This is a genomic window from Bacillus sp. 0209A (assembly GCF_036765095.1).
GTDB classification, from domain to species: domain Bacteria; phylum Bacillota; class Bacilli; order Bacillales; family Bacillaceae; genus Bacillus; species Bacillus subtilis_G.
Map to the genome: position 1 here is coordinate 1 of NZ_JBAIZV010000007.1, position 23,136 is coordinate 23,136.

At 45.1% G+C, this 23,136-nt stretch carries 19 protein-coding genes and 1 pseudogene; 7 read left to right on the forward strand and 13 right to left on the reverse strand.

The genetic code is table 11. From position 1 onward, the window contains the following. Window positions 1–7,593 (reverse strand): surfactin non-ribosomal peptide synthetase SrfAA (gene srfAA, locus V6D44_RS19035; RefSeq protein WP_333516804.1); only part of this gene is annotated, 7,593 nt, incomplete at its 3' end. A gap of 577 nt (window positions 7,594–8,170) precedes the next feature. Next, window positions 8,171–8,533, reverse strand: coding sequence for a transcriptional activator HxlR (hxlR, locus tag V6D44_RS19040; protein ID WP_087993172.1), 363 nt, complete (start codon window positions 8,531–8,533; stop codon window positions 8,171–8,173). 230 nt (window positions 8,534–8,763) lie between these two features. Between hxlR and hxlA the strand changes: the two genes are divergently transcribed. From hxlA to V6D44_RS19065, 5 genes are all read left to right on the forward strand, one after another. Next, the gene (hxlA, locus tag V6D44_RS19045) at window positions 8,764–9,396 is read left to right on the forward strand and encodes a 3-hexulose-6-phosphate synthase (protein WP_087993171.1); all 633 of its coding nucleotides are present in this window, start codon (window positions 8,764–8,766) and stop codon (window positions 9,394–9,396) included. Window positions 9,397–9,400: 4 nt separating this feature from the next. Beyond that, entirely contained in the window at window positions 9,401–9,958 is a 558-nt protein-coding gene (gene hxlB, locus V6D44_RS19050) for a 6-phospho-3-hexuloisomerase (protein WP_087993170.1), read from the forward strand. A 113-nt stretch (window positions 9,959–10,071) separates the two neighbouring features. Beyond that, complete coding sequence (gene tlpC / locus V6D44_RS19055; protein ID WP_333516805.1) at window positions 10,072–11,796, forward strand: methyl-accepting chemotaxis protein TlpC; 1,725 nt, start codon at window positions 10,072–10,074, stop codon at window positions 11,794–11,796. A gap of 173 nt (window positions 11,797–11,969) precedes the next feature. Then, window positions 11,970–12,419 carry a DNA-entry nuclease gene (nucA, locus tag V6D44_RS19060; RefSeq protein WP_141113425.1) on the forward strand — a complete coding sequence of 150 codons (450 nt, stop codon included), beginning with the start codon at window positions 11,970–11,972 and terminating at the stop codon, window positions 12,417–12,419. Between the two features lie 27 nt (window positions 12,420–12,446). Continuing rightward, a complete protein-coding gene (locus V6D44_RS19065; protein WP_087993168.1) occupies window positions 12,447–12,845 on the forward strand; it encodes a competence protein ComJ in 399 nt (132 codons plus the stop codon). 36 nt (window positions 12,846–12,881) lie between these two features. Here V6D44_RS19065 and bglC read toward each other — a convergent pair whose 3' ends face one another. The 7 genes and pseudogenes from bglC to V6D44_RS19100 form a co-directional block, all read right to left on the reverse strand. Further along, window positions 12,882–14,315, reverse strand: coding sequence for a 6-phospho-beta-glucosidase (bglC, locus tag V6D44_RS19070; RefSeq protein ID WP_087993167.1), 1,434 nt, complete (start codon window positions 14,313–14,315; stop codon window positions 12,882–12,884). Window positions 14,316–14,387: 72 nt separating this feature from the next. Continuing rightward, window positions 14,388–15,116 carry an AAA family ATPase gene (locus tag V6D44_RS19075; protein WP_333516806.1) on the reverse strand — a complete coding sequence of 243 codons (729 nt, stop codon included), beginning with the start codon at window positions 15,114–15,116 and terminating at the stop codon, window positions 14,388–14,390. A 19-nt stretch (window positions 15,117–15,135) separates the two neighbouring features. Next, the gene (locus tag V6D44_RS19080) at window positions 15,136–15,477 is read right to left on the reverse strand and encodes a DUF3147 family protein (RefSeq protein WP_333516807.1); all 342 of its coding nucleotides are present in this window, start codon (window positions 15,475–15,477) and stop codon (window positions 15,136–15,138) included. Next, on the reverse strand, window positions 15,465–15,887 hold the full coding sequence (locus V6D44_RS19085) for a MarR family winged helix-turn-helix transcriptional regulator (RefSeq protein ID WP_333516828.1): 423 nt from the start codon (window positions 15,885–15,887) through the stop codon (window positions 15,465–15,467). Before V6D44_RS19085 ends, V6D44_RS19080 begins: the two co-directional genes overlap by 13 nt. 135 nt (window positions 15,888–16,022) lie before the next feature. Further along, on the reverse strand, window positions 16,023–16,355 hold the full coding sequence (locus tag V6D44_RS19090) for a YckD family protein (RefSeq protein WP_087993163.1): 333 nt from the start codon (window positions 16,353–16,355) through the stop codon (window positions 16,023–16,025). A gap of 82 nt (window positions 16,356–16,437) precedes the next feature. Further along, window positions 16,438–16,893 (reverse strand): annotated as a pseudogene (locus V6D44_RS19095) (RDD family protein). 20 nt (window positions 16,894–16,913) lie between these two features. After that, window positions 16,914–17,141 (reverse strand): hypothetical protein, encoded by a 228-nt coding sequence (locus tag V6D44_RS19100; RefSeq protein WP_087993162.1) that lies wholly within the window; start codon window positions 17,139–17,141, stop codon window positions 16,914–16,916. 166 nt (window positions 17,142–17,307) lie between these two features. On the opposite strand from V6D44_RS19100, the gene V6D44_RS19105 reads away from it, so the two are divergent. Together V6D44_RS19105 and V6D44_RS19110 are read left to right on the forward strand one after the other, a co-directional pair. Next, a complete protein-coding gene (locus tag V6D44_RS19105; protein ID WP_087993161.1) occupies window positions 17,308–18,171 on the forward strand; it encodes a transporter substrate-binding domain-containing protein in 864 nt (287 codons plus the stop codon). A 9-nt stretch (window positions 18,172–18,180) separates the two neighbouring features. Continuing rightward, on the forward strand, window positions 18,181–18,861 hold the full coding sequence (locus tag V6D44_RS19110) for an amino acid ABC transporter permease (RefSeq protein ID WP_087993160.1): 681 nt from the start codon (window positions 18,181–18,183) through the stop codon (window positions 18,859–18,861). Window positions 18,862–19,088: 227 nt separating this feature from the next. Here V6D44_RS19110 and zinU read toward each other — a convergent pair whose 3' ends face one another. The 4 genes from zinU to folE2 all read right to left on the reverse strand — a co-directional run bounded on the left by zinU (window position 19,089) and on the right by folE2 (window position 23,103). After that, window positions 19,089–20,282 (reverse strand): zinc metallochaperone ZinU, encoded by a 1,194-nt coding sequence (gene zinU, locus V6D44_RS19115; RefSeq protein ID WP_202328831.1) that lies wholly within the window; start codon window positions 20,280–20,282, stop codon window positions 19,089–19,091. A 36-nt stretch (window positions 20,283–20,318) separates the two neighbouring features. Continuing rightward, window positions 20,319–21,491 carry an NAD(P)-binding domain-containing protein gene (locus V6D44_RS19120; RefSeq protein WP_333516808.1) on the reverse strand — a complete coding sequence of 391 codons (1,173 nt, stop codon included), beginning with the start codon at window positions 21,489–21,491 and terminating at the stop codon, window positions 20,319–20,321. A gap of 83 nt (window positions 21,492–21,574) precedes the next feature. Beyond that, complete coding sequence (locus tag V6D44_RS19125; RefSeq protein ID WP_253268810.1) at window positions 21,575–22,192, reverse strand: L,D-transpeptidase; 618 nt, start codon at window positions 22,190–22,192, stop codon at window positions 21,575–21,577. After that, complete coding sequence (gene folE2, locus V6D44_RS19130) at window positions 22,189–23,103, reverse strand: GTP cyclohydrolase FolE2 (protein ID WP_087993156.1); 915 nt, start codon at window positions 23,101–23,103, stop codon at window positions 22,189–22,191. The genes V6D44_RS19125 and folE2 overlap by 4 nt, the downstream gene beginning before the upstream one ends. Window positions 23,104–23,136: the final 33 nt, after the last annotated feature.

Consider the following 23,136-nt stretch of genomic DNA (forward strand, 5'->3'; position numbering starts at 1 on the left):
GAGAAGCGTTTGTTTTTCTGTTTCGGTGACGAGTGACAGGCTGGAAAGCGGCTGGTTCGGGTTGTCGGTGACCGCGTCTAGAAGCTGCATCCAGTATCGCTTCCATCGTTCGATTGTTTCCGGCTTAAACAACGCTGTATTGTATTCAAATACGAACGTAAGCCCTCCGTCCGTTTCATCAGCCGTCAGCGTGATATCAAACTTGGCCGTTTTCCGTTCAAACGGATGAGGCTCAAGCTGAATCCCTTTCATCGTCAGATCCTTGATGTTCGCATTTTGCATTGAAAATACGGCGTCGAATAGCGGATTTCTGCTCGTGTCACGCTGAACCTGCAAGTTTCCGATCAGGTCCTCAAGCGGGTAATCCTGCGCATCAAAAGCATTGAGCGCGGTTTCTTTCACTTCACTGAGATAGTCAGCAAACGTCTTTTCACCCTTCGGATACGTACGCAGCGCCAATGTATTGACGAACATTCCGATAACGCGGCTGACGTCTGTTTGAGAGCGCCCGGCTACAGGTGAACCGACGATAATATCGTGCTGACCGCTTAGCTTCGATAAAAACGCACTGTATGAAGCCAGAAGCACCATGTACAGCGTGGAATCCGTTTCTTTTGCAAGTCTGCGCAGAGCATCAGCTTTTCCTGCTTCTAATGAAAATGCAATGCGGTCTCCCTCAAATGTTTGAACGGCAGGCCTGCTGCAGTCAGTCGGAAGCGTCAGCACTGGCAGCTCTCCGTTCAGCTCCTTCAGCCAATGATCCTCTTGCTTCTTGTAAAGCTCGGACTGAATGAACTGCTGCTGCCACACGGCATAATCCTTATATTGAATGCTGAGCGGCTCAAGGGTTTCTCCGTCGTACAGCTTCGAAAGCTCCTCAATCAGCACGCCTACAGACGCTCCGTCTGAAATAATATGGTGCATATCAAACAGCAGCAGATGCTCAGTTTCGGAAAGCTTGATCAGCCCCATTCTGAACAGCGGAAGCCGATCGATTTGGAAAGGCTTGATAAATTCAGAAACGATCCGCTCTGTCTCTTCTTCTGCGGCTTCGAAATAGGCCATCTCACATTCAGCTTCTTCCCAGATCCGCTGCACCGTTTCTCCATTTTTTATTTCAAACGTGGTTCTAAAGGCTTCATGACGCTGCATCAACTGCTGCATGACGCTGTTAAGCCTTTCAACATCAAGCTCACCTGCAAGGCGCAGAACCGCAGGCATGTTATAGCTCGTTTGCGCTCCTTCAAGCTGTTGGAGCACGTACATCCGTTTTTGCGGTGAAGAAACAGGATACGTATCTTGTTTCTTTGCCGGGCTGATGCTGATGGCCGCCCCTTTTTCAGAAGAGACAATCACCTGTGCTAAGCCCTCAACCGTCGGTGACTGGAAGAGATCTTTGAGTGACAGCTCAACACCCAGTTCCTGATGAACCAGGGCAAGCATCTTCATGCCTGCTAATGAATGTCCGCCGATATCAAAGAATTGGTCATAAACGCCGACCTTTTCAGCCTGAAGCACCTGCTCCCAAATGTTTGCGACTTTTTGTTCCGTTTCATTTCGAGGCGCTACATATGACACACCTCTTGAGACGCTGGCATCAGGAAGCGACAGCGCTCTCCGGTCGATTTTTCCGTTTCCGGTCAGCGGCAGCTCGTCCATTTGAATAAACACCGCAGGAACCATGTAAGCCGGCAGATCCTTCGCCGCATGCTCTCTCAGCTCTTGAGATGAGATTTCTCCCTCTGCGACAAAATACGCGCAGAGCAGCTTGTCTCCCGCTCCTTGATCAACAGCAAGCACGACAGTCTCCTGCACGCGATCGTGGGTTTGCAGCTGATGTTCGATTTCCCCAAGCTCGATGCGCTGTCCGCGAATTTTCACCTGATGGTCGATCCGCCCGATAAATTCGATGTCGCCATTCGGCAGCCATCTGGCAAGGTCACCTGTTTTATACATGCGTTCGCCGGATGTAAACGGATGTGGAACGAACTTCTCCTCAGTCAGTTCGGGACGGTTGTAATAGCCTTTCACGAGGCCTTCGCCGCTGACGCAAAGCTCCCCGGCGATCCCGGCAGGCTGCGCGTGTCCCGCCCGGTCAAGGATGTATACTTCCGTATTGCTGACCGGTTTTCCAATCGGTACAGACAGCGTGTGCTCCTCCAATTCATTAACCGGATGATATGTCGCGAAAACCGTGCTTTCAGACGGTCCGTACATGTGAAGGAGCTTGCCTTTTCCAACCGTTTGCAAAGCCTTTCTTACATGCTCAACCGAAGCCCGCTCCCCGCCAAACATAATCTTGCGCAGCGTTGACAAGCACGCCGGATTCATGTCGACAAGCAGGTGGAACAAAGCCGTTGTAATCATGAGAATGCTGATGTTCTCCCGCTCAATGACACGAGACAGGCGAGCCATATCCAGAACGGTTTCTTTCGGTATCAGCACAAGCTTGGCTCCGTTTAACAAAGAACCGAACATATCAAACATAAACGCGTCAAACACGTAATTGGAAAGCCCGAGAATCGTATCCTGTTCTGTAATACTGAGATAATTCGTTTCCTTCACCGTGCGCAGAATATTGGCATGTGTCACGATATTTCCCTTTGGTGTCCCTGTCGTTCCTGACGTATACGTCAGGTTGGCCATTGCCGTTGACTGAAGAGGCAGTGCGAGATTTTGCGCATCAGCATGATAGCTTTCTTCCTCATCTGCAAGTACGATAACGCCGCCAAATTCGGCTTCTTCTGCTAAAGCCTTTAATTTTTTCTGGGTGAGAAGCACCTTCGCTCCGCTGTCGCGGAAGAAATGCTGCATCCGCTGAACCGGATGTTCCGGATCAATCGGAACATAAGCCGAGCCAGCTTTTAAAACCGCGAGAATCGACACAATCATGTCCATTGACCGCTCGCATAAGACAGCCGCTGTTCTTCCTTCTCCCGCTCCACAAGAAAGAATTCCGCGGGCTAAACGATTGGCCCGTTCATTCAGCTCACGATAAGTGAGTGATTCGCCTTCATATTGAAGTGCAGGATAGTTTGGCGTTTTCGCTGCTTGCTCTTCAAACAGCTGAACAATCGTTTTGTCTTTCGGATAAAGTGTTCTTCCCGGGTTAAACTGCTGAATTTGCGAAGCAGCCTCCTCTTCAGAAAGAAGCTTGTATTCAGATATCTGTTTCTCAGGCTCAGCCGCGGCATCTTCAAGCACACGCGCAAAATGGTTGAGCAGCCTTTCAGCCGTGCTTTGTTTAAACAGCTTCGTGCTGTAGTCCAAATCAAGCTCAATGCCTTCATCCGTTTCTCTCGCCTGTACCGTCAAATCAAATTTGGCAATCTTGAAGTTGGTCTCATGAACAGACAAGGCCAGATCGCCGACAGACGGAATGCCCTCTGTCGCATTTTGAAGGCTGAACATCGTGTCAAACAGCGGATGTCTGCTTACATCACGCGGAATGTTCAAGTCTTCTACAAGCCACTCAAACGGATAGTCCTGATGAGAAAAGGCATCCAGCACCTGTTTACGGACACGCGTGATCAAATGGGTAAACGTCTCGTCCTGCTTCACTTCACTGCGTATCGCGAGCGTATTGACGAACATCCCGACAATGCCCTCTGTATCAGAGTGGTTTCTGCCCGCTGACGGCGTTCCGACAATGATGTCATCCTGTCCCGTATACTTTGACAAAAGCGTATAGTAAGCGGACAGCATCACCATATACAGCGTGGCGCCATTTTGTTCAGCCAAACGATTTAAACGATCCTTTAATCCCGCATCCAGCTTGATTGACACCCGATCCCCTTCAAAACTTTGAACAGGCGGTCTCGGATAATCGGAAAGCAGCTGAAGCACCGGAAGCTCGCCCGCAAAGACTTCCTTCCAATACGCCCCGTCCTTCCGGTATCCTTCAGCAGCCTGGCCGCTTTGCCACACGGCGTAGTCCTTATACTGAAGACGAAGTTCAGGAAGCTGTTCGCCTTTGTATATCCGTGCTAACTCCTCCAAAATAATGCCGATGGACACACCGTCAGAAATCAAATGATGCATGTCAAACAGAAGCATATGACGGTTCTCTTCAAGCTCCATCAAGCCGATTCTGAACAGCGGCGCTTTCGCCAGATCAAATCTCCGTACGAATGAAGTCATTATTGCCTCTTCGGATCGGCCGCCTCTTTCAATCACCTCGATGTTGAAATCGACGCTGTCATGAATTTTCTGACTCGGCGTGCTGTTTTCAAGAACAAATGATGTCCTCAAAGACTCGTGGCGGCGGATTAACCCCTGAAATGCGCGCTCCAGCTTTTGAACCTCTAAAGGTCCTTCCAAAATCGCTGCCGCCGGCATGTTGTAACCGACACCCGCATCCTCAAACTGGCTGACGATATAAGTTCGCTGCTGTGCCAACGAAAGCGGATAATGCTCCTGTTTTTCCGCAGGTTTAATCGCTGAAAATGTCCGGCTTTCTCTGTGTTCGGCTTCCTCTGCAAGAGCCGCAATCGTCGGATGCTCAAACAAGTATTGAAGCGGAATGTCAGCGCCTGTTTCCTTATGAATCTTTGTTAAAAGCGTCATGGCCTTCAATGAATGGCCGCCCGTTTCAAAGAAATTGTCAAAGATCCCCGCCTTCTCAACATTCAGCACGTCCTGCCAAATGGCTGCGATTGCGTTCTCCGTCTCATTGCGCGGCGCCGTATAGGCCGTGCTGCTGACCGCCTTCACCTCTAGTGCAAACAGCTGGCGGCGGTCGACTTTGCCGCTTGGCGTGAGCGGGATTTCTGTCATTTCAGTAAAGTAAGCCGGCACCATATAGTCAGGAAGCTGTCTGGCCGCATGTTCCCGCAGGCTGGCCGGAGCAAATTTGCTGCCAGGCTTCTGCACAACATATGCGGAAACCTCAAGATTTCCCTGTTCGTCAGGACGTGCCAAAACAACGGCTTTCGCAACGTCTGGCGCCTGCTGAATCACAGCCTCAATTTCCCCAAGTTCAATCCGGTATCCGCGGACTTTTACTTGGTCATCCTCTCTTCCTAAGTATTCGATTGTTCCATCTGGCAGCCAGCGCACCACGTCTCCGGTCCGGTACATGCGATCGCTTGGGACAAATGGATCTTGTAAAAACTTTTCAGCCGTCAATTCAGGCAAATGCAAATAGCCTCGGCCGACACCATCGCCAGCGATGTAAAGCTCGCCCGCCACGCCTTCCGGCTGCAGCCGGCCTTTTTGGTCTAAAATATATAAGCGGTTATTCCCCAGCGCTTTCCCGATCGGCACATACGCTGATTGAACAGCACTCTCCGGGATAACCGGATGAACGGACGCGTCAACACACGTTTCAGTCGGCCCGTACACATTGGTCAAACACGGCGACGCGCCTGCTTCTTTAAACAGCTTTAGCAGCTTGTCCGCAACAACAGACGATAGGCCCTCTCCTCCGATCAGCATATGCTTCAGTTTGAGGCCGCTGAGATCGCCCGCCGCTATCAGCATTTGCAGGTGGGCCGGTGTCCCGTCCGTTGCCTCAATGTTGTGCCTGCGATAATACGCGGCAAGCGCAGACCCGTTCGTCACTGTTTTCTTCGGTACGATGTAAAGAGTCTGTCCCAAAAGAAGCGACGCGAAAATCTGCTTCACTGACGCATCAAAGTGGAACGGCGCAAGCAATGCCATCCGCAGCGTTTGGCTGCCGTTTTGGTAAATCGTCTGCTGCAAAGATTCAACCAAGTGATGGACCTGGCGATGCTCGATCATAACGCCTTTCGGACGTCCGGTTGTTCCCGATGTGTAAATAATGTAGGCAAGGTTCCGTGCGTTTATATCAGCAGCCGGAATTTCGTCTGCACCTTCCGCAATCGCCTGATCAAAATCAATCAGCTCAGCATCAGTTGCAGGAGCCGCAATCCCCGATTCAGTCAGGATGACATCCGGCCCGCAGTCCTCCAAAATATATTGCACGCGTTCCGCCGGAAATCCGGGATCAATTGGCACATAGGCTCCGCCGGCCTTTAAAATCCCCATGATAGACGTAATCATCCGTTCAGAGCGTTCAATCAGAACCGCGACAGGTCTGTCCGGGCCAACCCCTTTCTGTTTCAGCACATTGGCGATGCGTGCAGATTGTTCATGTAACGTTCGATAGGACAATGTTCGATCTTCAAAAACAACAGCCGGGTGATCAGAAAGCAGTTCAGCCTGTTCTTGGAACAGCTCTGGAATCGTCATGCCCTTGCGATAGCTGACAGGTTCACCGCCGGCCCTCGCAAAGAGCTTCTCTTTTTCCGCTTCAGAAATCAGCGTTAATTCATCAATTGTATGATCTGGATGCGATAACGCATTCTCGAGCATCGTAATCATGCGTTCACAAACAATGTTGATTTCTTCACGTGAAAACAAATCAGTGCGGTAATCAAAATCAATGGTAAGCTTCCCAGTATCCCATCGATCCTTTACATGAATCGAAACATCATTTAATCCGCTTCCGCTGAAAATCGGTTCAGTCAAAAAGGCAAGTTCTTCTTCTTTCTGCCACTGCATCACCTGATATTCAAGAGAAACCGTAAACAGCTTGGTCAGAGAGCTCTTTGTTTCACGCAAATCGTTGATCAGGAGGTTATACGGGTACTTTTGGTGACGAAGTGTTTTCATGAGATCCTTCATCCGGTCTTTGACAAAGTCTAAGAACGCCTGCCCGCCGTCAATGTTTGTCCGGAGCGGAACTGTGGAAACAAACATGCCAAGCATCTGCTTCTCTTTCGCATTTGTCCGGTTGCCCATAAAGGTTCCCGTCACGACATCATTCTGGCCGCTGACTCTGTACAAATAGGCGGCAAGCACCGATTGAAACACTGAAAGAACACTGACCTTGTTTGCCTCACAAAACGATAGGATCTGCTGATGAAGCGCTTCAGGCACATCCTTAGAGAACCTCTCAGCATCTAAACTCCCTCCACCGGAAGCATTCCCTTTTAGAGAAACAAGTTCAGGCACCGTTTCAAATTGCTTGTTCCAAAACGCCTTGTCCTTTTCAAACCGCTTTGATTGAGCATAATCCTGTTCAGATAAAACATGATCGATAAATGAATGCGAGATTCCTTCGTTTGTTTCTGAGCGGCCCGCTAATTCTAAATAAATGCGCATAATCGCATTTCCAAGAATATTCATAGAAATCCCATCAGAAATCACATGATGAACATTTACGTAAAACCACACTTCATTTTCCTTGATGGTGAAGGTGGAAAAACGGAATAAGTCACACTCGTACAGCGGCAAAGGCTTTTTTGTTTCCTCCCGGCTCCATTGTGAAATAAACTCTATCGCATTCGAATCTCCAGTGGTGTCAGTATGTTTTATATCAACAGGCCGATACTCGCTTATATATTGAACAGGCTCCCCATTTTCATCGAGCCGCAAACGAAGGCGCATGGCGTGATTTCTGCGGATAAACTCTTGAATCGCCTGCTCAACCAGCACCCAGTCAACCTTTTCAGTTGAAACCAGCTTACCAATCCCCGCAAGATTTGAAATACTTGTATGAGGATAAAATTTTTCTGTATACCAAATTCGTTTTTGCGCATCCGTTAAAGGGTAAAAAGTTATTTCCATATTGTCATACCTCCCCTAATCTTCAATAAGCAGTGAACATGTGCAGCGTATTTCCCTTTCTTAACCATATAAGCGTTTAATTCTTATGAACTAACAGCCGAAAAAGCCCAAAGTACTACGCTTAAAAAGCAGTGCATCCAAACAAAAAACAGATTGCCGCTATCAAAACGGCTGCCATCAATCATCTTTGCAGTGTTTAACACAAGCGGATAAAGACCGCAAAACCCTTCATCCTAACCCGAAACATTTTTGGCTATTTATTCATTGTTTTCAATATTTTTTTACATTGCTACCGTTCACTTTAAATGAAAAAAATGTTTTTATCACCGAAAAATAGGTGAAAAGTTTCATGCGGGATACCGAAAGATTCCAGTTTATTTACTGGGATATTTTTGCGTGATGCCGCAACAATTTCCACTTAACATTATTTACAGAAAAATAAAAATTCTTAAAACGTATTGCTCCTTTCAATTTCTTTATTTTGCCGAAAGTCATTTACAATTATTTACATCACATCTGTTACCGCGCAAAAACCGAAAAACAGGCAAAAAAAAAAGACACCCCTGCGAAGAGCGCCTTACAATGATTCCTTAATGACATTTTTATCGATATCAATCAATTCCATATAACCTTTCCCCCACTCATACATCGCATCAAGAATAGGCATCAGGCTTTCTCCTTGCGGGGTCAAGGAATATTCAACCTTCGGCGGGACAACCGGATACACTTCTCTGTGAACAATCATATCCTGCTCAAGCTCTCTCAGCTGATTCACGAGGATCTTCTGTGTAATATCAGGAATCAAAGCTTTTAATTCATTGAACCGTTTTGTACCTTCTTTTCCTAAATGCCACAAAATGAGCATTTTCCATTTACCGCCGATCACTGCAAGCGTTAATTCCTTCTCACAGTTAAACTTTTTGTCGTCCATCCGGCTCAAAAGTAATCCCCCCTTAGCATACTTTTTATATGTTAGATACGTATCATCACTTACTTACTTTTTTGCAGACTCCTTTTTATTATACTCACTCATAAAACCAAGCGAAAGTAATCTGATTGCCTCTTCTCATAGTATCCTCCAAGTAACTAGTTGACTTTAAAGTGCCTACTTCTCATCAAAAGAGAGAACCTATAGAATGAAAAATAATTCGAAAAGGGAGTGGATCAACAATGGAATTACAGCTAGCATTAGACCTCGTAAATATCCCGGAAGCCATCGAGCTCGTCAAAGAAGTGGAACAATACATCGACGTGGTAGAGATCGGAACACCGGTTGTCATTAATGAAGGCCTCAGAGCCGTTAAAGAAGTAAAAGAGGCATTTCCGCAATTGAAGGTTCTAGCAGACCTAAAAATCATGGATGCCGGCGGATACGAGATCATGAAAGCGTCGGAAGCAGGCGCTGACATCATCACCGTTTTAGGGGCTACAGACGATGCAACAATTAAAGGAGCAGTAGAAGAAGCTAAAAAACAGAAGAAGAAAATCTTAGTGGACATGATTAACGTAAAAGATATTGAATCCCGTGCGAAAGAAATTGACGCACTCGGTGTTGACTACATCTGCGTCCACACTGGATATGATCTTCAAGCAGAGGGCAAAAACTCTTTCGAAGAATTAACGACTATCAAAAATACCGTTAAAAACGCAAAAACCGCAATTGCGGGCGGCATCAAAATTGATACATTGCCAGAAGTGGTCAAACAAAAGCCTGACCTTGTCATTGTTGGGGGCGGAATTACAAGCGCAGCCGATAAAGCGGAAACAGCTTCAAAAATGAAGCAGCTTATTGCCCAAGGATAATGATATGAAAACGACTGAATACGTAACGGAAATTCTTAACGAGTTACACCGTTCAGCGGCTTATATTTCTGATGAAGAAGCAGATCAGCTTGCCGATCACATTCTCTCTTCCAATCAAATTTTCACTGCGGGAGCGGGGCGGTCTGGCCTGATGGCAAAATCCTTCGCAATGAGATTGAGGCACATGGGCTTCAACGCTCATATCGTCGGTGAGATTCTCACTCCCCCGCTTCGCAAAGGAGATCTCGTCATTATCGGTTCAGGATCAGGCGAGACAAAGAGCCTGATCCATACAGCAGCAAAAGCAAAAAGCTTACACGGGGCTGTTGCCGCTTTAACCATCAATCCGGAATCAAGCATTGGCAAACAAGCGGATCTCATCGTTAAAATGCCCGGTTCTCCTAAAGACCGGTCAAACGGAAGCGATAAAACCATTCAGCCAATGGGTTCATTATTTGAGCAAACTTTACTGCTATTCTATGATGCAGTGATTTTAAAACTCATGGAGAAAAAAGGACTCAATTCTGAAACCATGTTCACTTACCACGCAAACCTAGAATAGTGTTACACAACCGGCCTGGCGATCAGGCCGGTTTTTATATTTTCTAAAAATAAACCTATAGATCCAAAAACCCGATAAGTAATATGACCCACAAATCATAAAAAGGAGGAATTATGTTGATAAAACAACTAAAGCTTAAGCTCGGAACTAAAATTCTCTGTCTCGTTTTCGTGATTATTCTTTTGTTTTCGATATCAGTCGGTACTGTAATGCTTAAGGACATTACAGACAGCATGAAACAAATGGCGACTGAAAAAGCGAAAGGCGATCTCGCTTTAAGCAGCGTTTATATTGATGATATCATTTCAGGGGACTGGCATGTAAAAAACAATGAGCTTTATAAAGGGCAAACACTAATCAACGGAAATGAAGATATCGTTGATCTGCTTGGCGAAAAAACAGGTGATACCGTTACTATTTTCCAAGGAAATACTCGTGTTGCAACCAATGTCATGAAGAACGGCGAAAGAGCTGTTGGCACTCAGGCTTCTAATGAAGTTACTGACGCTGTTTTAAAGAATGGAAAACGATTCTACGGACAAGCAGACGTAGCAGGCTCTTCTTATCAGACGGCATACATGCCTTTAAAAGATCAAAACGGGAATATCATCGGCATGCTGTATACAGGAGCCAATCAAAGCATTTTAGCATCACTTACGCAATCACTCTTCACTCAATTCGTTATCGTTCTTGTTATCGTCATTATTGTATCAGTCATCCTTGTCCTGCTTTTCACCAGAAGGATCAATAAGCGGCTGAACACTTTAAAATTCGCCTTTGAAAGCGCCGGAAACGGAGATATGACAATAGAGGTGTCAGACCGATCCGGTGACGAGCTATCAGAACTCAGCGTCTATTACAATAAGATGAGAATGAAACTGAACGATACCATCCAGACTGTGCAGCAATCAGCCCTTCAGCTTGCATCCGCCTCTCAGCAGCTCTCAGCCGGAGCAGAGGAAACAAATCAAGCTTCAGAAAAGATCACAGAGGCTGTACAGCACATTGCAAACGGGGCTCAGCATCAGATCAACCGAATTGAAAACAGTGAAAGCTCACTAAAACAAGCTTCAGCAGACATCCGGGATATTTCTTCAAATACGGCTGCAATCGCTGACAAAGGACAGCTTGCGCAAACAAAAGCCGACATTGGGCAAAAGGAAATTCTAAATGTACAGGCACAAATGGATGCGATTCACCATTCGATTCAGAAAAGCGGAGAAATCATACAGCAGCTGGACGGCCGCTCTAAACAAATTGAACACATTTTATCCGTCATCACCCAAATTGCCGATCAGACAAACCTCCTTGCGCTAAATGCAGCGATTGAAGCTGCCAGAGCCGGTGAACATGGCAAAGGCTTTGCAGTTGTTGCCGATGAAGTACGTAAATTAGCGGAAGAATCTCAACAATCTGCGGGACAGATTTCAAAACTGGTTACAGAAATACAAAATGATATGAACCTATCTGCTAGATCTGTTGAGCATGTGAAAACAGAGGCTGCAGAAGGTGTCACTATGATTCAGCGCACCAGAGATGCATTTAAGGAAATTGGAGCCGCAACAGGTGAAATCAGCGCCGAGATTAGTGATTTATCAGCATCGGTATCAAACATTTCAGCCAGTGCGCATAGCATAAACGATTCCTTTGCAGCCAATACGGTCGACATAAAAGAATCTACAGAAAATACCCGGCAGGCGGCTGCACTAACAGAAGAGCAATTTGCTGCAATGGAAGAGATTACTGCCGCTTCTGAAACGCTATCCCAATTAGCTGAGGAGCTTACCGGTATCATAAGCCAATTTAAAATGATTGATCAACCTGAAAACGGCCGATGACTCAGTATCATTATTGTAAATTAGAAACAGCATATTACTAAAAACAAATATTTCGACCTGCTAAAATTACAATTTCAGCAATAAAATAAGTGTAAAACAAAATTTTTCAACCTTTACACCAAACGCTTTCTGGATTACTCTTGGGTCAGTTTTAAAGTTGCTAAAAGCGGGAGGTGAACATCACGATGGACATCATAAAAACTTTACTTCTCGTCATCGTCGTCATAGCAGCTGCAGCTGTCGGCCTGATAAAGGGGGACTTTTTCCCAACTGATCAAAAAACGTCTCAAACGAAAGAATATGACGAAACAATCGCCCTCCCTTCTGACCGTTATCCCGAAACGGCCAAACATATTAAGGATGCGATAAATGAGGGGCACTCAGATGTGTGCACCATCGACAGAGACGGAGCTGAAGAACGCCGCGAGCAATCATTAAAAGACGTACCTCCTAAAACGGGGTATGACAGAGATGAATGGCCAATGGCCATGTGCAAAGAAGGCGGTGAGGGGGCTTCTGTAGAATATATTTCCCCCGCTGACAACCGCGGTGCAGGCTCTTGGGTTGGGCATCAGCTTACCGATTATCCCGACGGCACAAAGGTTTTATTCGCAATTCAGTAAATATGTTAAAAGAGGAGGAACAGCACATTGATCAAGTCATGGAAGCCGCAAGAACTGTCGATTTCATATCATCAATTTACTGTATTTCAAAAGGATTCTGCACCTCCTGTAATGGATTGGACTGACGAAGCCATTGAAAAAGGATATGCTTCGGCGGACGGAGCCATTTCCTTTGAAGCGCAGAGAAATGCAAAGGCCTTTATTCTTTTGCGTCTTAACAGTTCAGAAACTGTAGACTCCTACGAAAAAAAAGTGACTGTTCCCTTTCATGTCACAGAGAACGGAATTCAAATTGAAAGTATTATGTCTAAAAGGCTGTCCTTTGATCTTCCTAAAGGAGACTATCAATTGACATGCTGGACTGTACCGGCTGAGAGGTCAGATTTTCATGCCGACACTTATATTATTGATGCTGTTTCTGTGTAATGAAAAAGCCCTGAGAGAATGACTCTCAGGGACTCTTTATAAACTTTCTCCATTCGTCTTAATCAAATTCTGGTACCAATAAAAGCTTTTTTTCTTCAAGCGTTTTAAATCATGTGTATGTTCTTCATCGCGATTGACATAAACGAATCCGTATCTTTTTTGGTAGCCGTTCAGCCAGCTTAACAGATCAGTAAATGACCAGCTGCAATAGCCGATCACATCGACACCGTCGCTGATGGCTTGTCTGCATTGCTCAAGATGCGAACGCAAATAATCGATTCGATAATCATCCAGCACAGTACCGTCTTCAACCTTATCAAACTCACCTAAACCGTTTTCTGTGATAAACACTGGAAGCTGATAACGGCTTGTAATGCGGCGAAGGCCGGTACGCAATCCAATTGGGTCAATTGTCCAATCCCAGTTGCTCGTTGTCAGGTGCGGATTTTTTTTCGTTTTGAATACCCCGGGTATCCCTGTTTCCTGATTGGTCCCCTTTTGGCCTGTTGTATTCATTTTCCCTTCAGACACACCATCAAGCGGATTTCGTTCATAGGTGATGGTCTGATAATAATTGACACCTATAAAATCAGGCGTCCCTTTCGCAAGCAGCTCCATATCTCCCGCTTCGATTGTTGGTGCCCAGCCCTGTTTTTCTAAATAACGGAAAGGAATTTGCGGGTAGGTTCCCCAGCTGTACATATCCAGCCACCAATTGTTCATAAATTCTTCAGCATTTTCAAATGCCAGTATATCCTCTGGATGGCTTGATAGAGGATAAGCTGGCGAATAAGCAAAGCTCGGACCAATTTTGCCTTCAGGAACATATTCCCTAAAAGATTCAATGGCTTTCGCATTTGCCAGAAACGCAATGTGGTTTGCTTCGTAAAAACGTTTTCTGTCTTTCACTCCAGGCGGATGCATGGCTGTAATAAAGCCGTGATTAAAATTGTAGTTCTGTTCGTTTAACGTAACCCAGTATTTCACTCTGTCTCTATAGTGCTTATAAAGAGTAATACAGTAGTTATTAAAGTCCTCTATGATGTTTCTTGATTCAAAACCGCCATACTCGTCCATAAGCGCCTGAGGCAAATCCCAGTGATATAAAGTCAGAACCGGCTCGATGTTATGAGAAAGCAATTCATCAATCAAATGATCATAAAACGCTAGGCCCGCTTCATTGATCTCCCCTTTTCCTTTTGGAAAAATCCGCGGCCAGCTGACGGAAAATCGATACGCTTTTAAGCCCATCTCAGCCATCAGAGCGACATCTTCTTTATAACGGTGATAATGGTCAACCGCAATATCGCCGTTGGTTCCTTTAAACGTTTTGCCCGGTATTTTTGTAAACACGTCCCAAACAGAAGGGCCTTTGCCTTCTTCGTTCCAAGCGCCTTCAATCTGGTACGCTGCAGAAGCAGAGCCCCACAAAAAATGTTTCGGAAAAGATTCTGGATGCTGGTGGATCATAGTGTTTATCACTCCTGAACTATTTGATAAACCTATCATAGGTTATGAAACGCGTTTCATATCAACTCGATGTTAATCGCGGAACAGCTCAGCCAATATTTTTTCTCTTTGTCCAAGAAAATATCGTGTTAATTGAACATGTTCTGTATTCTCATACTCTGTATGATGTATTCTTCCACCATCAAAGCTTAAAATATTAGCATTGGGATATCCCAACAGGATCGGAGAGTGAGTCGCAATGATCATCTGTACATTTCCACCCTTCACCAAATCATATACAACTCTCAAAAAAGCGAGCTGCCTAGCCGGAGAAAGTGCCGCTTCCGGCTCATCTAAAAGATAAATCGATTTTTCTTTAAAACGATGACGGAATAGAGACATAAAAGACTCTCCATGTGATTGCTTGTGCAGCGGCCGCCCTCCATAAGAACGGTATGGCTGCGGAGCATCTTTTTCCATCTCATCAAGATGAAGAGAAAGATGATAAAACGATTCAGCTCTTAAAAAGAAGCCATTTGTTACCTTTGGAAGCCAAGATAAGCGTATGTGATCTCCTAAAAGAGAGTCTGACTCCTGTAATTCATAGAGATTATTTCGGCTTCCTCCCGCTGTATTGAATTCACACTTATCCGCTATCGCTTCAAGCAAAGTAGATTTACCAGATCCATTTTCCCCCACAAAAAAAGTCACTTGGCTAGTAAATAAAACTTCATTTAATTGACTTATAGCCGGGATAGAAAAAGGAAATCTGTCAAAGTCCGAAATCTTATCTCGAAGAAGAGTAACCTTTTTTAAAAACATGGCATCTCCTTTCTATCACTCAGTTACATAATATATTGAGAAAAATCTTCTGTATCCATAAAAACACAACCCATCCTAGTATTCCAACGCATAACGCTAACCAGAACGGCACATGTATTTTCAGCAAAATCGCCAAAATAGCGAGTAAACAAACTGTAGCAGGGATTCCAGTAAGCACACCCGATGCAAATTGACTTAATTGAGCTGTTTTTCCCCCCTGTACTTGCATCCAAAAAAGACTTAATAAACTGACCAAGGGTAAAGCGGCAATAATCCCTCCATAGGTCGGATGTCTTTTTGATATTTCAGTAACAAAACCGATAATCAACGCTGAGATGATTACTTTGCTTAAAACTGCCATTGTTTAGCTTCCTTACTTAAAAGTTCAAAGGCCTGTTCAAGTAATTCCTTTTCTGATGTGCTCATTCGTTCAATGATTTCTTTTAACTTCTCTTTATCTAGCTGTGTATGCTGTTCAAGAACAGACCTTCCTTCTTGTGTTAAGAAAACTAAAACCTTTCGTTCATCTTGGTGACTTCGCCGTTTAGCTACAAATCCCTTTTGAATTAAACGTTTAGTATGCTCTGACGCTGTATTATGAGAGACAGACAAGTATTCAGCCAAAGCACCTATTGTTGATTCGCCTTGCTTTTCAATATGCTGCATAAGACGTATTGCTTGGTGAGAAATATTTTCTTTATGTTTGTAATGTAATAAATAATAAATATCTGTCCACTGCTGATTTAGTTTAGCTATGAAATCCATTTCCATCATATACACCCCTTTATATCGCATTATACGATATAACTGATAAGTACGATACTACTTTCTACAATTACACCTATTGATTACTAGCAGCTTTTTTACAATAAAAAAGCATCCAATTCCCATTGGATGCTTACCGTCTTAATGTCTTTTTTCAAATTTATGCGGATGGGGGTGAGCCTTTGGAACAAAGCCGTTTTGTTTCATCATTTCAAAGTGTTTGTCCATGTGATTTTTGATGTGTTCTCCTCTTTCTTTAGGCAGGACACCGTATTGTACGTACTTTGAAATAACGTCTTTGCGCTTTTTGAGTATGTCTGCTTCGAGCTGTTCAATTTCTTTCTTTTCCTGTTCTGTCAGTTTGACATTTGCGGGTGGCTGCTGCTGTTTTTCAGCCGCTTCAGCTGTACCGGACAAAGAAATGACAGCCACAGCGATGAACATTGTGATGATGTTGTTTTTCATTCGTTTCATCCAATTTATTCCTCCAATCCTATTTTTCATATGTTTTGCTGCATTGCATTTTTTATGCATCCAAAATAAAAAGAGCGAACCATTATTCGCTCTTTCCGATCTGTTCGTCCAGTATAAAGTTCTTCTTCACCCGGTGCCGCGTAAGTGACATACGTTCCCGAGATTAAATCATGCAGTGTCCGTTTGTCTTCTCGCACGCCGATCAGAATCAGGCTGGCGATCAAGCCGAGTCCGAAGGTTAAGGTGTAAACCAGGCCGGCAACAATAATCCGCAAAAACATCGTTAGAAGGCTGACTTGTGATCCGTCTTTTTTTACGATTCTGATACCGCAGATTCTTTTTCCGATAAGGTAGCCGTTCCAAAACACAGGCAGCAAAATAGAGTACAGCAGAACAATCAAGCTGATGAACATGCTGTCGTTCGGGTCTTTTCCTGTAATCAGCCAATAGATCAGCAAAAGAGGCACCGAGACAATCATATAATCCAGCAATGAAGCTCCAGTCTGATCCAGAATCCTGCTGGTTTGTAAATATTCAATTTGACTCCCCATTATGTCTTCAATATGACTTTGATGTTCCATCTTCTTTCTTGTCGACTATAACATATGCCTTAGGAGCATCAGCAAGATTTAACTTTATCCGGGAGACCGATTTCATACTTCTTCCCCATGTCATACAGCAGTGGCAGCAGATGAATGACGGATGCCCGGCACATCGGTGCGGATACGTATAATGGCCTGAGATCAGCTCAACATGCTCTTTCCCTTGGTATGTCAATGCATTCATCCTTGAACAACTCCTTTTTTATCCCCCTTCCTTTCATCACCGCATTTAAACGCCAAAACGCTTTTGTATACACAATTCGAACTTTTTGAAAACGTCATCAACATATTGCAACCCTCTATGTTCAATGCTATCTTTTTAGTTGATTAACAGATTGGGGGAAACAAAGGTGAAATCATTCATGCAATCAAAAGCCGTTATATTCAGTTTCACAATGGCTTTCTTTCTTATATTGGCAGCTTGTTCCGGCAAAAATGAAGCCGATTCCAAGGATACAGGCTGGGATCAGATTAAAGACAAAGGGAAGATCGTTGTCGCTACATCCGGTACGCTTTATCCCACTTCTTATCACGAAACCGATTCTGGTTCCGATAAGCTGACGGGCTACGAGGTTGAAGTTGTTCGCGAAGCGGCAAAACGCTTGGAACTGAAGGTTGAATTTAAGGAGATGGGCATTGACGGGATGCTGACAGCTGTCAACAGCGGCCAGGTTGACGCAGCCGCAAATGACATCGACGTAACGAAAGACCGAGAGAAGAAGTTTGCGTTTTCCACTCCATATAAATATTCATATGGCACAGCAATTGTCCGAAAAGACGATTTATCAGGGATTAAAACCCTTAAGGATTTAAAAGGGAAGAAAGCGGCTGGCGCGGCTACAACTGTCTACATGGATGTAGCGAGAAAATACGGCGCCAAAGAAGTGATATATGATAATGCGACCAACGAGCAGTATTTAAAAGATGTTGCCAACGGACGCACTGATGTCATTTTAAACGACTATTACCTGCAGACACTTGCGCTCGCAGCATTCCCGGATCTCAACATTACGATCCACCCGGACATCAAGTACATGCCGAATCAACAGGCGCTTGTCATGAAAAAAAGCAATGCGGCACTTCAGAAAAAGATGAACGAAACACTGAAAGAGATGAGCAAAGATGGCACTTTGACTAAGCTCTCGAAACAATTCTTCAATAAAGCAGATGTATCAAAGAAACTGGATGTCGACGTTCAGGACGTTGATTTGTAATCGGACGCCATGATAAATAGTATTCAGTGGGAATATATTTTCAACACGAAGCTGGCGATTGAATCGTTTCCTTATGTCATACAAGGCATTGGATACACGCTGCTCATCTCTTTTGTGAGCATGTTTGCGGGAACGGCGATCGGCCTGTTCATATCACTCGCCAGAATGTCTACACTTGGCTTGTTAAGATGGCCGGCGAAGCTCTATATCTCCTTTATGCGAGGCGTTCCGATCTTGGTCATCTTGTTTATCCTTTATTTTGGATTTCCTTATATCGGCATTGAATTTTCCGCTGTTACGGCCGCTTTAATCGGCTTTAGCCTTAACAGCGCCGCCTACATTGCGGAAATTAACCGTTCAGCCATTTCATCCGTTGAAAAAGGACAGTGGGAAGCCGCATCCTCGCTCGGCCTTTCCTATTGGCAGACGATGAGGGGCATTATTTTGCCGCAATCGATCCGTATTGCGCTGCCTCCGCTTGCCAATGTATTGCTTGACTTAATCAAAGCGTCCTCTCTCGCTGCGATGATCACAGTGCCGGAATTGCTCCAGCATGCGAAAATCATCGGCGGCAGAGAGTTTGATTACATGACCATGTATATTCTGACCGCTCTCATCTATTGGGCCATCTGCTCAGCAGCGGCAGCTTTTCAAAATATCCTTGAGAAGAAATACGCTCATTATGTTTAAACAAACGTTTCATTAAAAAAAGCCGCTCCGCAGGAGACGGCTTTCAGATTATTGACAAAATCCTAAAACGGTTTTCGTTTTAGGATTTTGTTTTCTTTTCAGACCCTTGAAGTCGGTGACAGCGGCGTTTGAGCAGGACGCTCCAGCATTTAGACGCTGATCTTTTTTAATGTGAGCACCGGCGCGCAGGCTTGACAACGAATGCGGGGGTTGCCAACACGCTGTTTCTATTGATTCAGCTTCCACTTGAACGGGTCCTCAAACAGCGACCAATCTGAATCAAATTCATATTCAGTCAACAGGCATTGATCAAGCTCTTTCGTAATCTCTTCTTCATCCAAATCTGTTCCGATCAACACTAGCTGTGTCAGTCGGTCACCGAATTCCGGATCCCAGTCCTCCAGAATTTCCGGTTCCTGCTGTTTGACTTGCTCCTGTTCCAGCTTAGGCAGCGCCGCCACCCAATAGGATACAGGCTCAATCGTAACGGACGGCCCGGCTTGCGACATCAGCAAAGCAAGGTTGTTATGAGATGCACACCAGACGATTCCTTTGGCGCGAACCACGTTCTTTGGCATTTGATCCATCCAGCGATAAAACCGTGTGGAATGAAACGGTAAACGTCTCTTATACACAAATGAAGAGATGCCGTACTCTTCTGTTTCCGGGGTATGTTCCGCATGACCCGCAGTCAGCTCTTGAATCCAGCCGGCCGATCCGCTCGCTTCCTCAAAGTTAAATAATCCTGTATGCAAAATCTCCTGCGGTTTTACATTTCCTTTGACGGATCGAATGAATTTTGCCCTAGGCTGCAGTGTGCGAAGAACTTTTTCAAGCTGCTCGAGCTCTTGCTCGCTGACCAAATCACATTTATTTAAGATCAGAACATCACAAAACTCGACTTGGTCGATCAAGAGGTCGGCAATTTCTCTTTCATCCCCTTCTCCCAATGCTTCTTTGCGGTCCAGCAGGCTATCGCCTGACTGGTAATCATGCCAAAAACGGTTGGCATCAACCACTGTCACCATCGTATCCAGCTGACAGAATTTTGTAAGGTCGATTCCCATCTCTTCATCGATATAAGAAAAAGTCTGGGCCACCGGAATCGGTTCGCTGATTCCCGTTGATTCGATGACGATATAATCAAACCGCCCTTCCTTCGCCAGCTTCTCGACTTCAATTAATAAATCTTCGCGAAGCGTACAGCAAATACAGCCGTTTGACATTTCCACAAGCTTTTCATCTGTTCTGGAAAGGCCTCCTTCCTGCTTAACCAAACCCGCGTCAATGTTCACCTCGCTCATATCGTTGACGATGACTGCTATTTTTAAGCCTTCGCGATTTTGCAAAATGCTGTTCAGCAATGTTGTTTTTCCCGCTCCAAGATAACCGCTCAGTACGGTAACCGGAATTTTTTTCATGGTAATGTCCTCCTTATAAAATAGAATGATTACGATTTAAATTGTATGCTTCGCCGTATGTGCAATGGTGTAAGCAGCTTTTCGCGCTCCGGAAATATTTCTCGCTGTCGGCCCGATTTCTAATTCAGCCAAGGCTCCCATTACGTATAATCCTTTTCCCCATTGCAAATCCTGGCCGACAATCGGAAAACCGCAGCCTGCATACGGCAATTGCTCCGCTTCCGCCGCTCTCTGTACCCACTCGAACCGGCTGATGTCCGAAGTAAAACCTGTTGCCAGTGCGATACGCTCATATTCGTATAGCGATTCGCTGTTCTTACCGTGTATCTGTATCTTACCGTCAACTGTTTTTTGGCAAGAATCAATGTCATCCTGAATAACTTTTACTCTGCCCTCTTCCCTATAGACAGCAAGCGTTCTTGAAATGTCCTTTGGAAAAGAGCCGCGATGTCTCGCGCTTGTGATCCATTGCCTTCTCTTTTGATAGTCTGACGTTTTACTGAATGCTTTCATATATTTCGGACCAAGCCAGCCCGGATCACTGTCAAAGTCATAGATTCGGAACGGATGCCTCACTAGCATCGTGACATCATGCCCGTCATCCGCGAGTTTTATGGCGTAATGAGCCGCCGTTATCCCTCCACCCACAATTGCGATTTGCACACTTTCATCCCTAACATCATACACGTCTCTGTCAAACACATGATAAATGCCGTCATTCTGAAATGGTTTTGCCCACTCCGGCCAAGAAGGCTGATGAGAAAAACTCATGGCTAAAACCACTCGTTCCCCCGTGAGTGTTCCAGCGGCATCTGTCTCCGCTTCCCATAACCCATTTTTCCTTCTCAAATTTGTCACCATGCCTGTTTTCCACGCTCGATCAATATGTAACTCGTCCAGCACAGTCTCGCAGTGCTCATTGAAGAGCGACAGCGAGGGCCTCTTATATCTACCGAAAAACACTTCCGGCCATTGGCTTTTATCCGCATACATTTGCAGGCTGAACGGCTCTGTGTCTACGTGATGAACCGAAGGAGAGCGCAAATATTTCATCTGAATGCGGGCTGTGTTTCGTTTCCAGCATTCAAGAGGCCGTTCATGAGGATCAATGATGGCAAGATCCTCAATTGTTGCCTTTCCGCTTTTCACCAGATGCACAGCCAAGGTTGAGCCTTGGATGCCACCGCCAATGATCAGCCATTTATACATGAGAGAATCCCCTCTTTCCAAAACGTAATTGTTACGATTTAAATCGTATGTTCTTTTTTCATTTTTGTCAACCACCTTTCCATTCAGCTGATCACAACTTTCGTATGGCCAGGGATGTTTTCATATATCCATTTCGCATCCGGGATGGTCAGCCTGATACAACCATGAGATGCTTTCGTTCCTAGTTTTTCAGCTTCTTTTTCAATGACTTTTTTATCCTTTGTCATTGGCACGCTGTGAAATAAAAATTCGCCATGGTTTTTCCATGAGACCCAGTATTCCGCGCCTTCCTGATATCCTTCGGAGAAAAACCATTCTCCCCGTTCAGGTTCGATATGAAAGGTGCCCTTTGGCGTAGCGTCATCCTTTGTTTGATCAAGTCCTGACGAGACAATCATTGTATATAGGGTTTTGCTTTCTTCTTTGATGTAAGCCTTCTGCTTTTTCACATCCACATCAATCCAGACATGCTTCTGCTTGATATCCGGGTATTCACCGCCTGAAGGCTTTGTCCAATCAATGCTTGTTTTTTCTGTTTTTTGATCGGACGTTGCGTGCTCTTCCATTTTCTTCTTATCAGCGCTTACTTGTTCTTCCGTTTTCTTTGTATCGGCACTTGCGTGTTCTTCCGCATGGCCAGAGCAGGCTGACAGCAGGCAGGCCGGCATCAGGACCGCAGCAATGAATAATGAGAGTTTCATATTTGATCCACCTGTTTCGAAAAACGCAGCTTCGCATAGGCATCGTGGAGATGGATCGATTCTTCATTGCGGCATTCAATCTCAAAGGCTGACACCCATTCAAGCTCATACAAATCAGCGGCAATCAGCCGGGCGAGATCCTCAACAAATCTCGGGTTTTCATACGCCGTTTCCGTTACGGCTTTTTCATCAGGGCGCTTCAGCACCGGATACAGTCTCGCGGAGGCATTTGATTCCGCGGCGTCAAGCAAATCGGCTTTAAAATCGCTTGGCAGCGATGCAGCCTGATGAATATCAACCCAAATGCTGACTGTTCCCCTCTGATTATGAGCACTGTATTCACTGATTTCCTTGGAACAGGGGCAAAGGGTCGTTACTTTCGCTGAGATGCCGGCACGCTGTTCAAACGGCTGATCTTCTTGATAGGTGACAGACATCAATATGTCAGCATGCATCAGGCCCGATTTCTCAAGCTTCGGACTTTTCCGTTCGAAAAACCATGGAAACCTCACTTCGACTGAAGCTGATGACTGACCCATATTTTCTGCAAGCTCTTTCGTAAATTGCTGAAGAGAGCAAAATGAGAGAACCCAGCCGTTTTGATGATAGACTTGCAGCAGCTCTGTTAACCGGCTCATGTTGATTCCCTTTTGATTTCTCCGCAAATCACAAGTCATTGTAAAGTTCGCAGCCGTTGTTTGCTCAGCAGGCGCCATGGCAGAAGTGATTGTGACCGGATGGGACACATTAGCGACACCTACATGCTGAATGTCAAAAAAATAATCCTTCCTGATATTTTGCAAATCCTTCATTTTCTCTTTTTCTACAGGTTTTTCGCCTTTCATCGGACTGACCGACCCAAAGTATTGAAGACGCTCCGGTTTTTCCGGCAGCAGCGTGTGTTGATTCAATCAGAAAACCCCTCTCAACAAATCGTAATAATT

What these genes read in the sequence shown, in the direction of transcription:
- bglC (WP_087993167.1), bottom strand. Translation starts at nt 14,315, where the DNA reads ATGATCCACCAGCATCCAGAATCTTTTCCGAAACATTTTTTGTGGGGC.
- V6D44_RS19100 (WP_087993162.1), bottom strand. Translation starts at nt 17,141, where the DNA reads ATGAATGCATTGACATACCAAGGGAAAGAGCATGTTGAGCTGATCTCA.
- V6D44_RS19085 (WP_333516828.1), bottom strand. Translation starts at nt 15,887, where the DNA reads ATGGAAATGGATTTCATAGCTAAACTAAATCAGCAGTGGACAGATATT.
- tlpC (WP_333516805.1), top strand. Translation starts at nt 10,072, where the DNA reads ATGTTGATAAAACAACTAAAGCTTAAGCTCGGAACTAAAATTCTCTGT.
- zinU (WP_202328831.1), bottom strand. Translation starts at nt 20,282, where the DNA reads ATGAAAAAAATTCCGGTTACCGTACTGAGCGGTTATCTTGGAGCGGGA.
- V6D44_RS19125 (WP_253268810.1), bottom strand. Translation starts at nt 22,192, where the DNA reads ATGAAACTCTCATTATTCATTGCTGCGGTCCTGATGCCGGCCTGCCTG.
- V6D44_RS19080 (WP_333516807.1), bottom strand. Translation starts at nt 15,477, where the DNA reads ATGGCAGTTTTAAGCAAAGTAATCATCTCAGCGTTGATTATCGGTTTT.
- hxlA (WP_087993171.1), top strand. Translation starts at nt 8,764, where the DNA reads ATGGAATTACAGCTAGCATTAGACCTCGTAAATATCCCGGAAGCCATC.
- V6D44_RS19090 (WP_087993163.1), bottom strand. Translation starts at nt 16,355, where the DNA reads ATGAAACGAATGAAAAACAACATCATCACAATGTTCATCGCTGTGGCT.
- V6D44_RS19120 (WP_333516808.1), bottom strand. Translation starts at nt 21,491, where the DNA reads ATGTATAAATGGCTGATCATTGGCGGTGGCATCCAAGGCTCAACCTTG.
- V6D44_RS19075 (WP_333516806.1), bottom strand. Translation starts at nt 15,116, where the DNA reads ATGTTTTTAAAAAAGGTTACTCTTCTTCGAGATAAGATTTCGGACTTT.
- hxlB (WP_087993170.1), top strand. Translation starts at nt 9,401, where the DNA reads ATGAAAACGACTGAATACGTAACGGAAATTCTTAACGAGTTACACCGT.
- V6D44_RS19110 (WP_087993160.1), top strand. Translation starts at nt 18,181, where the DNA reads ATGATAAATAGTATTCAGTGGGAATATATTTTCAACACGAAGCTGGCG.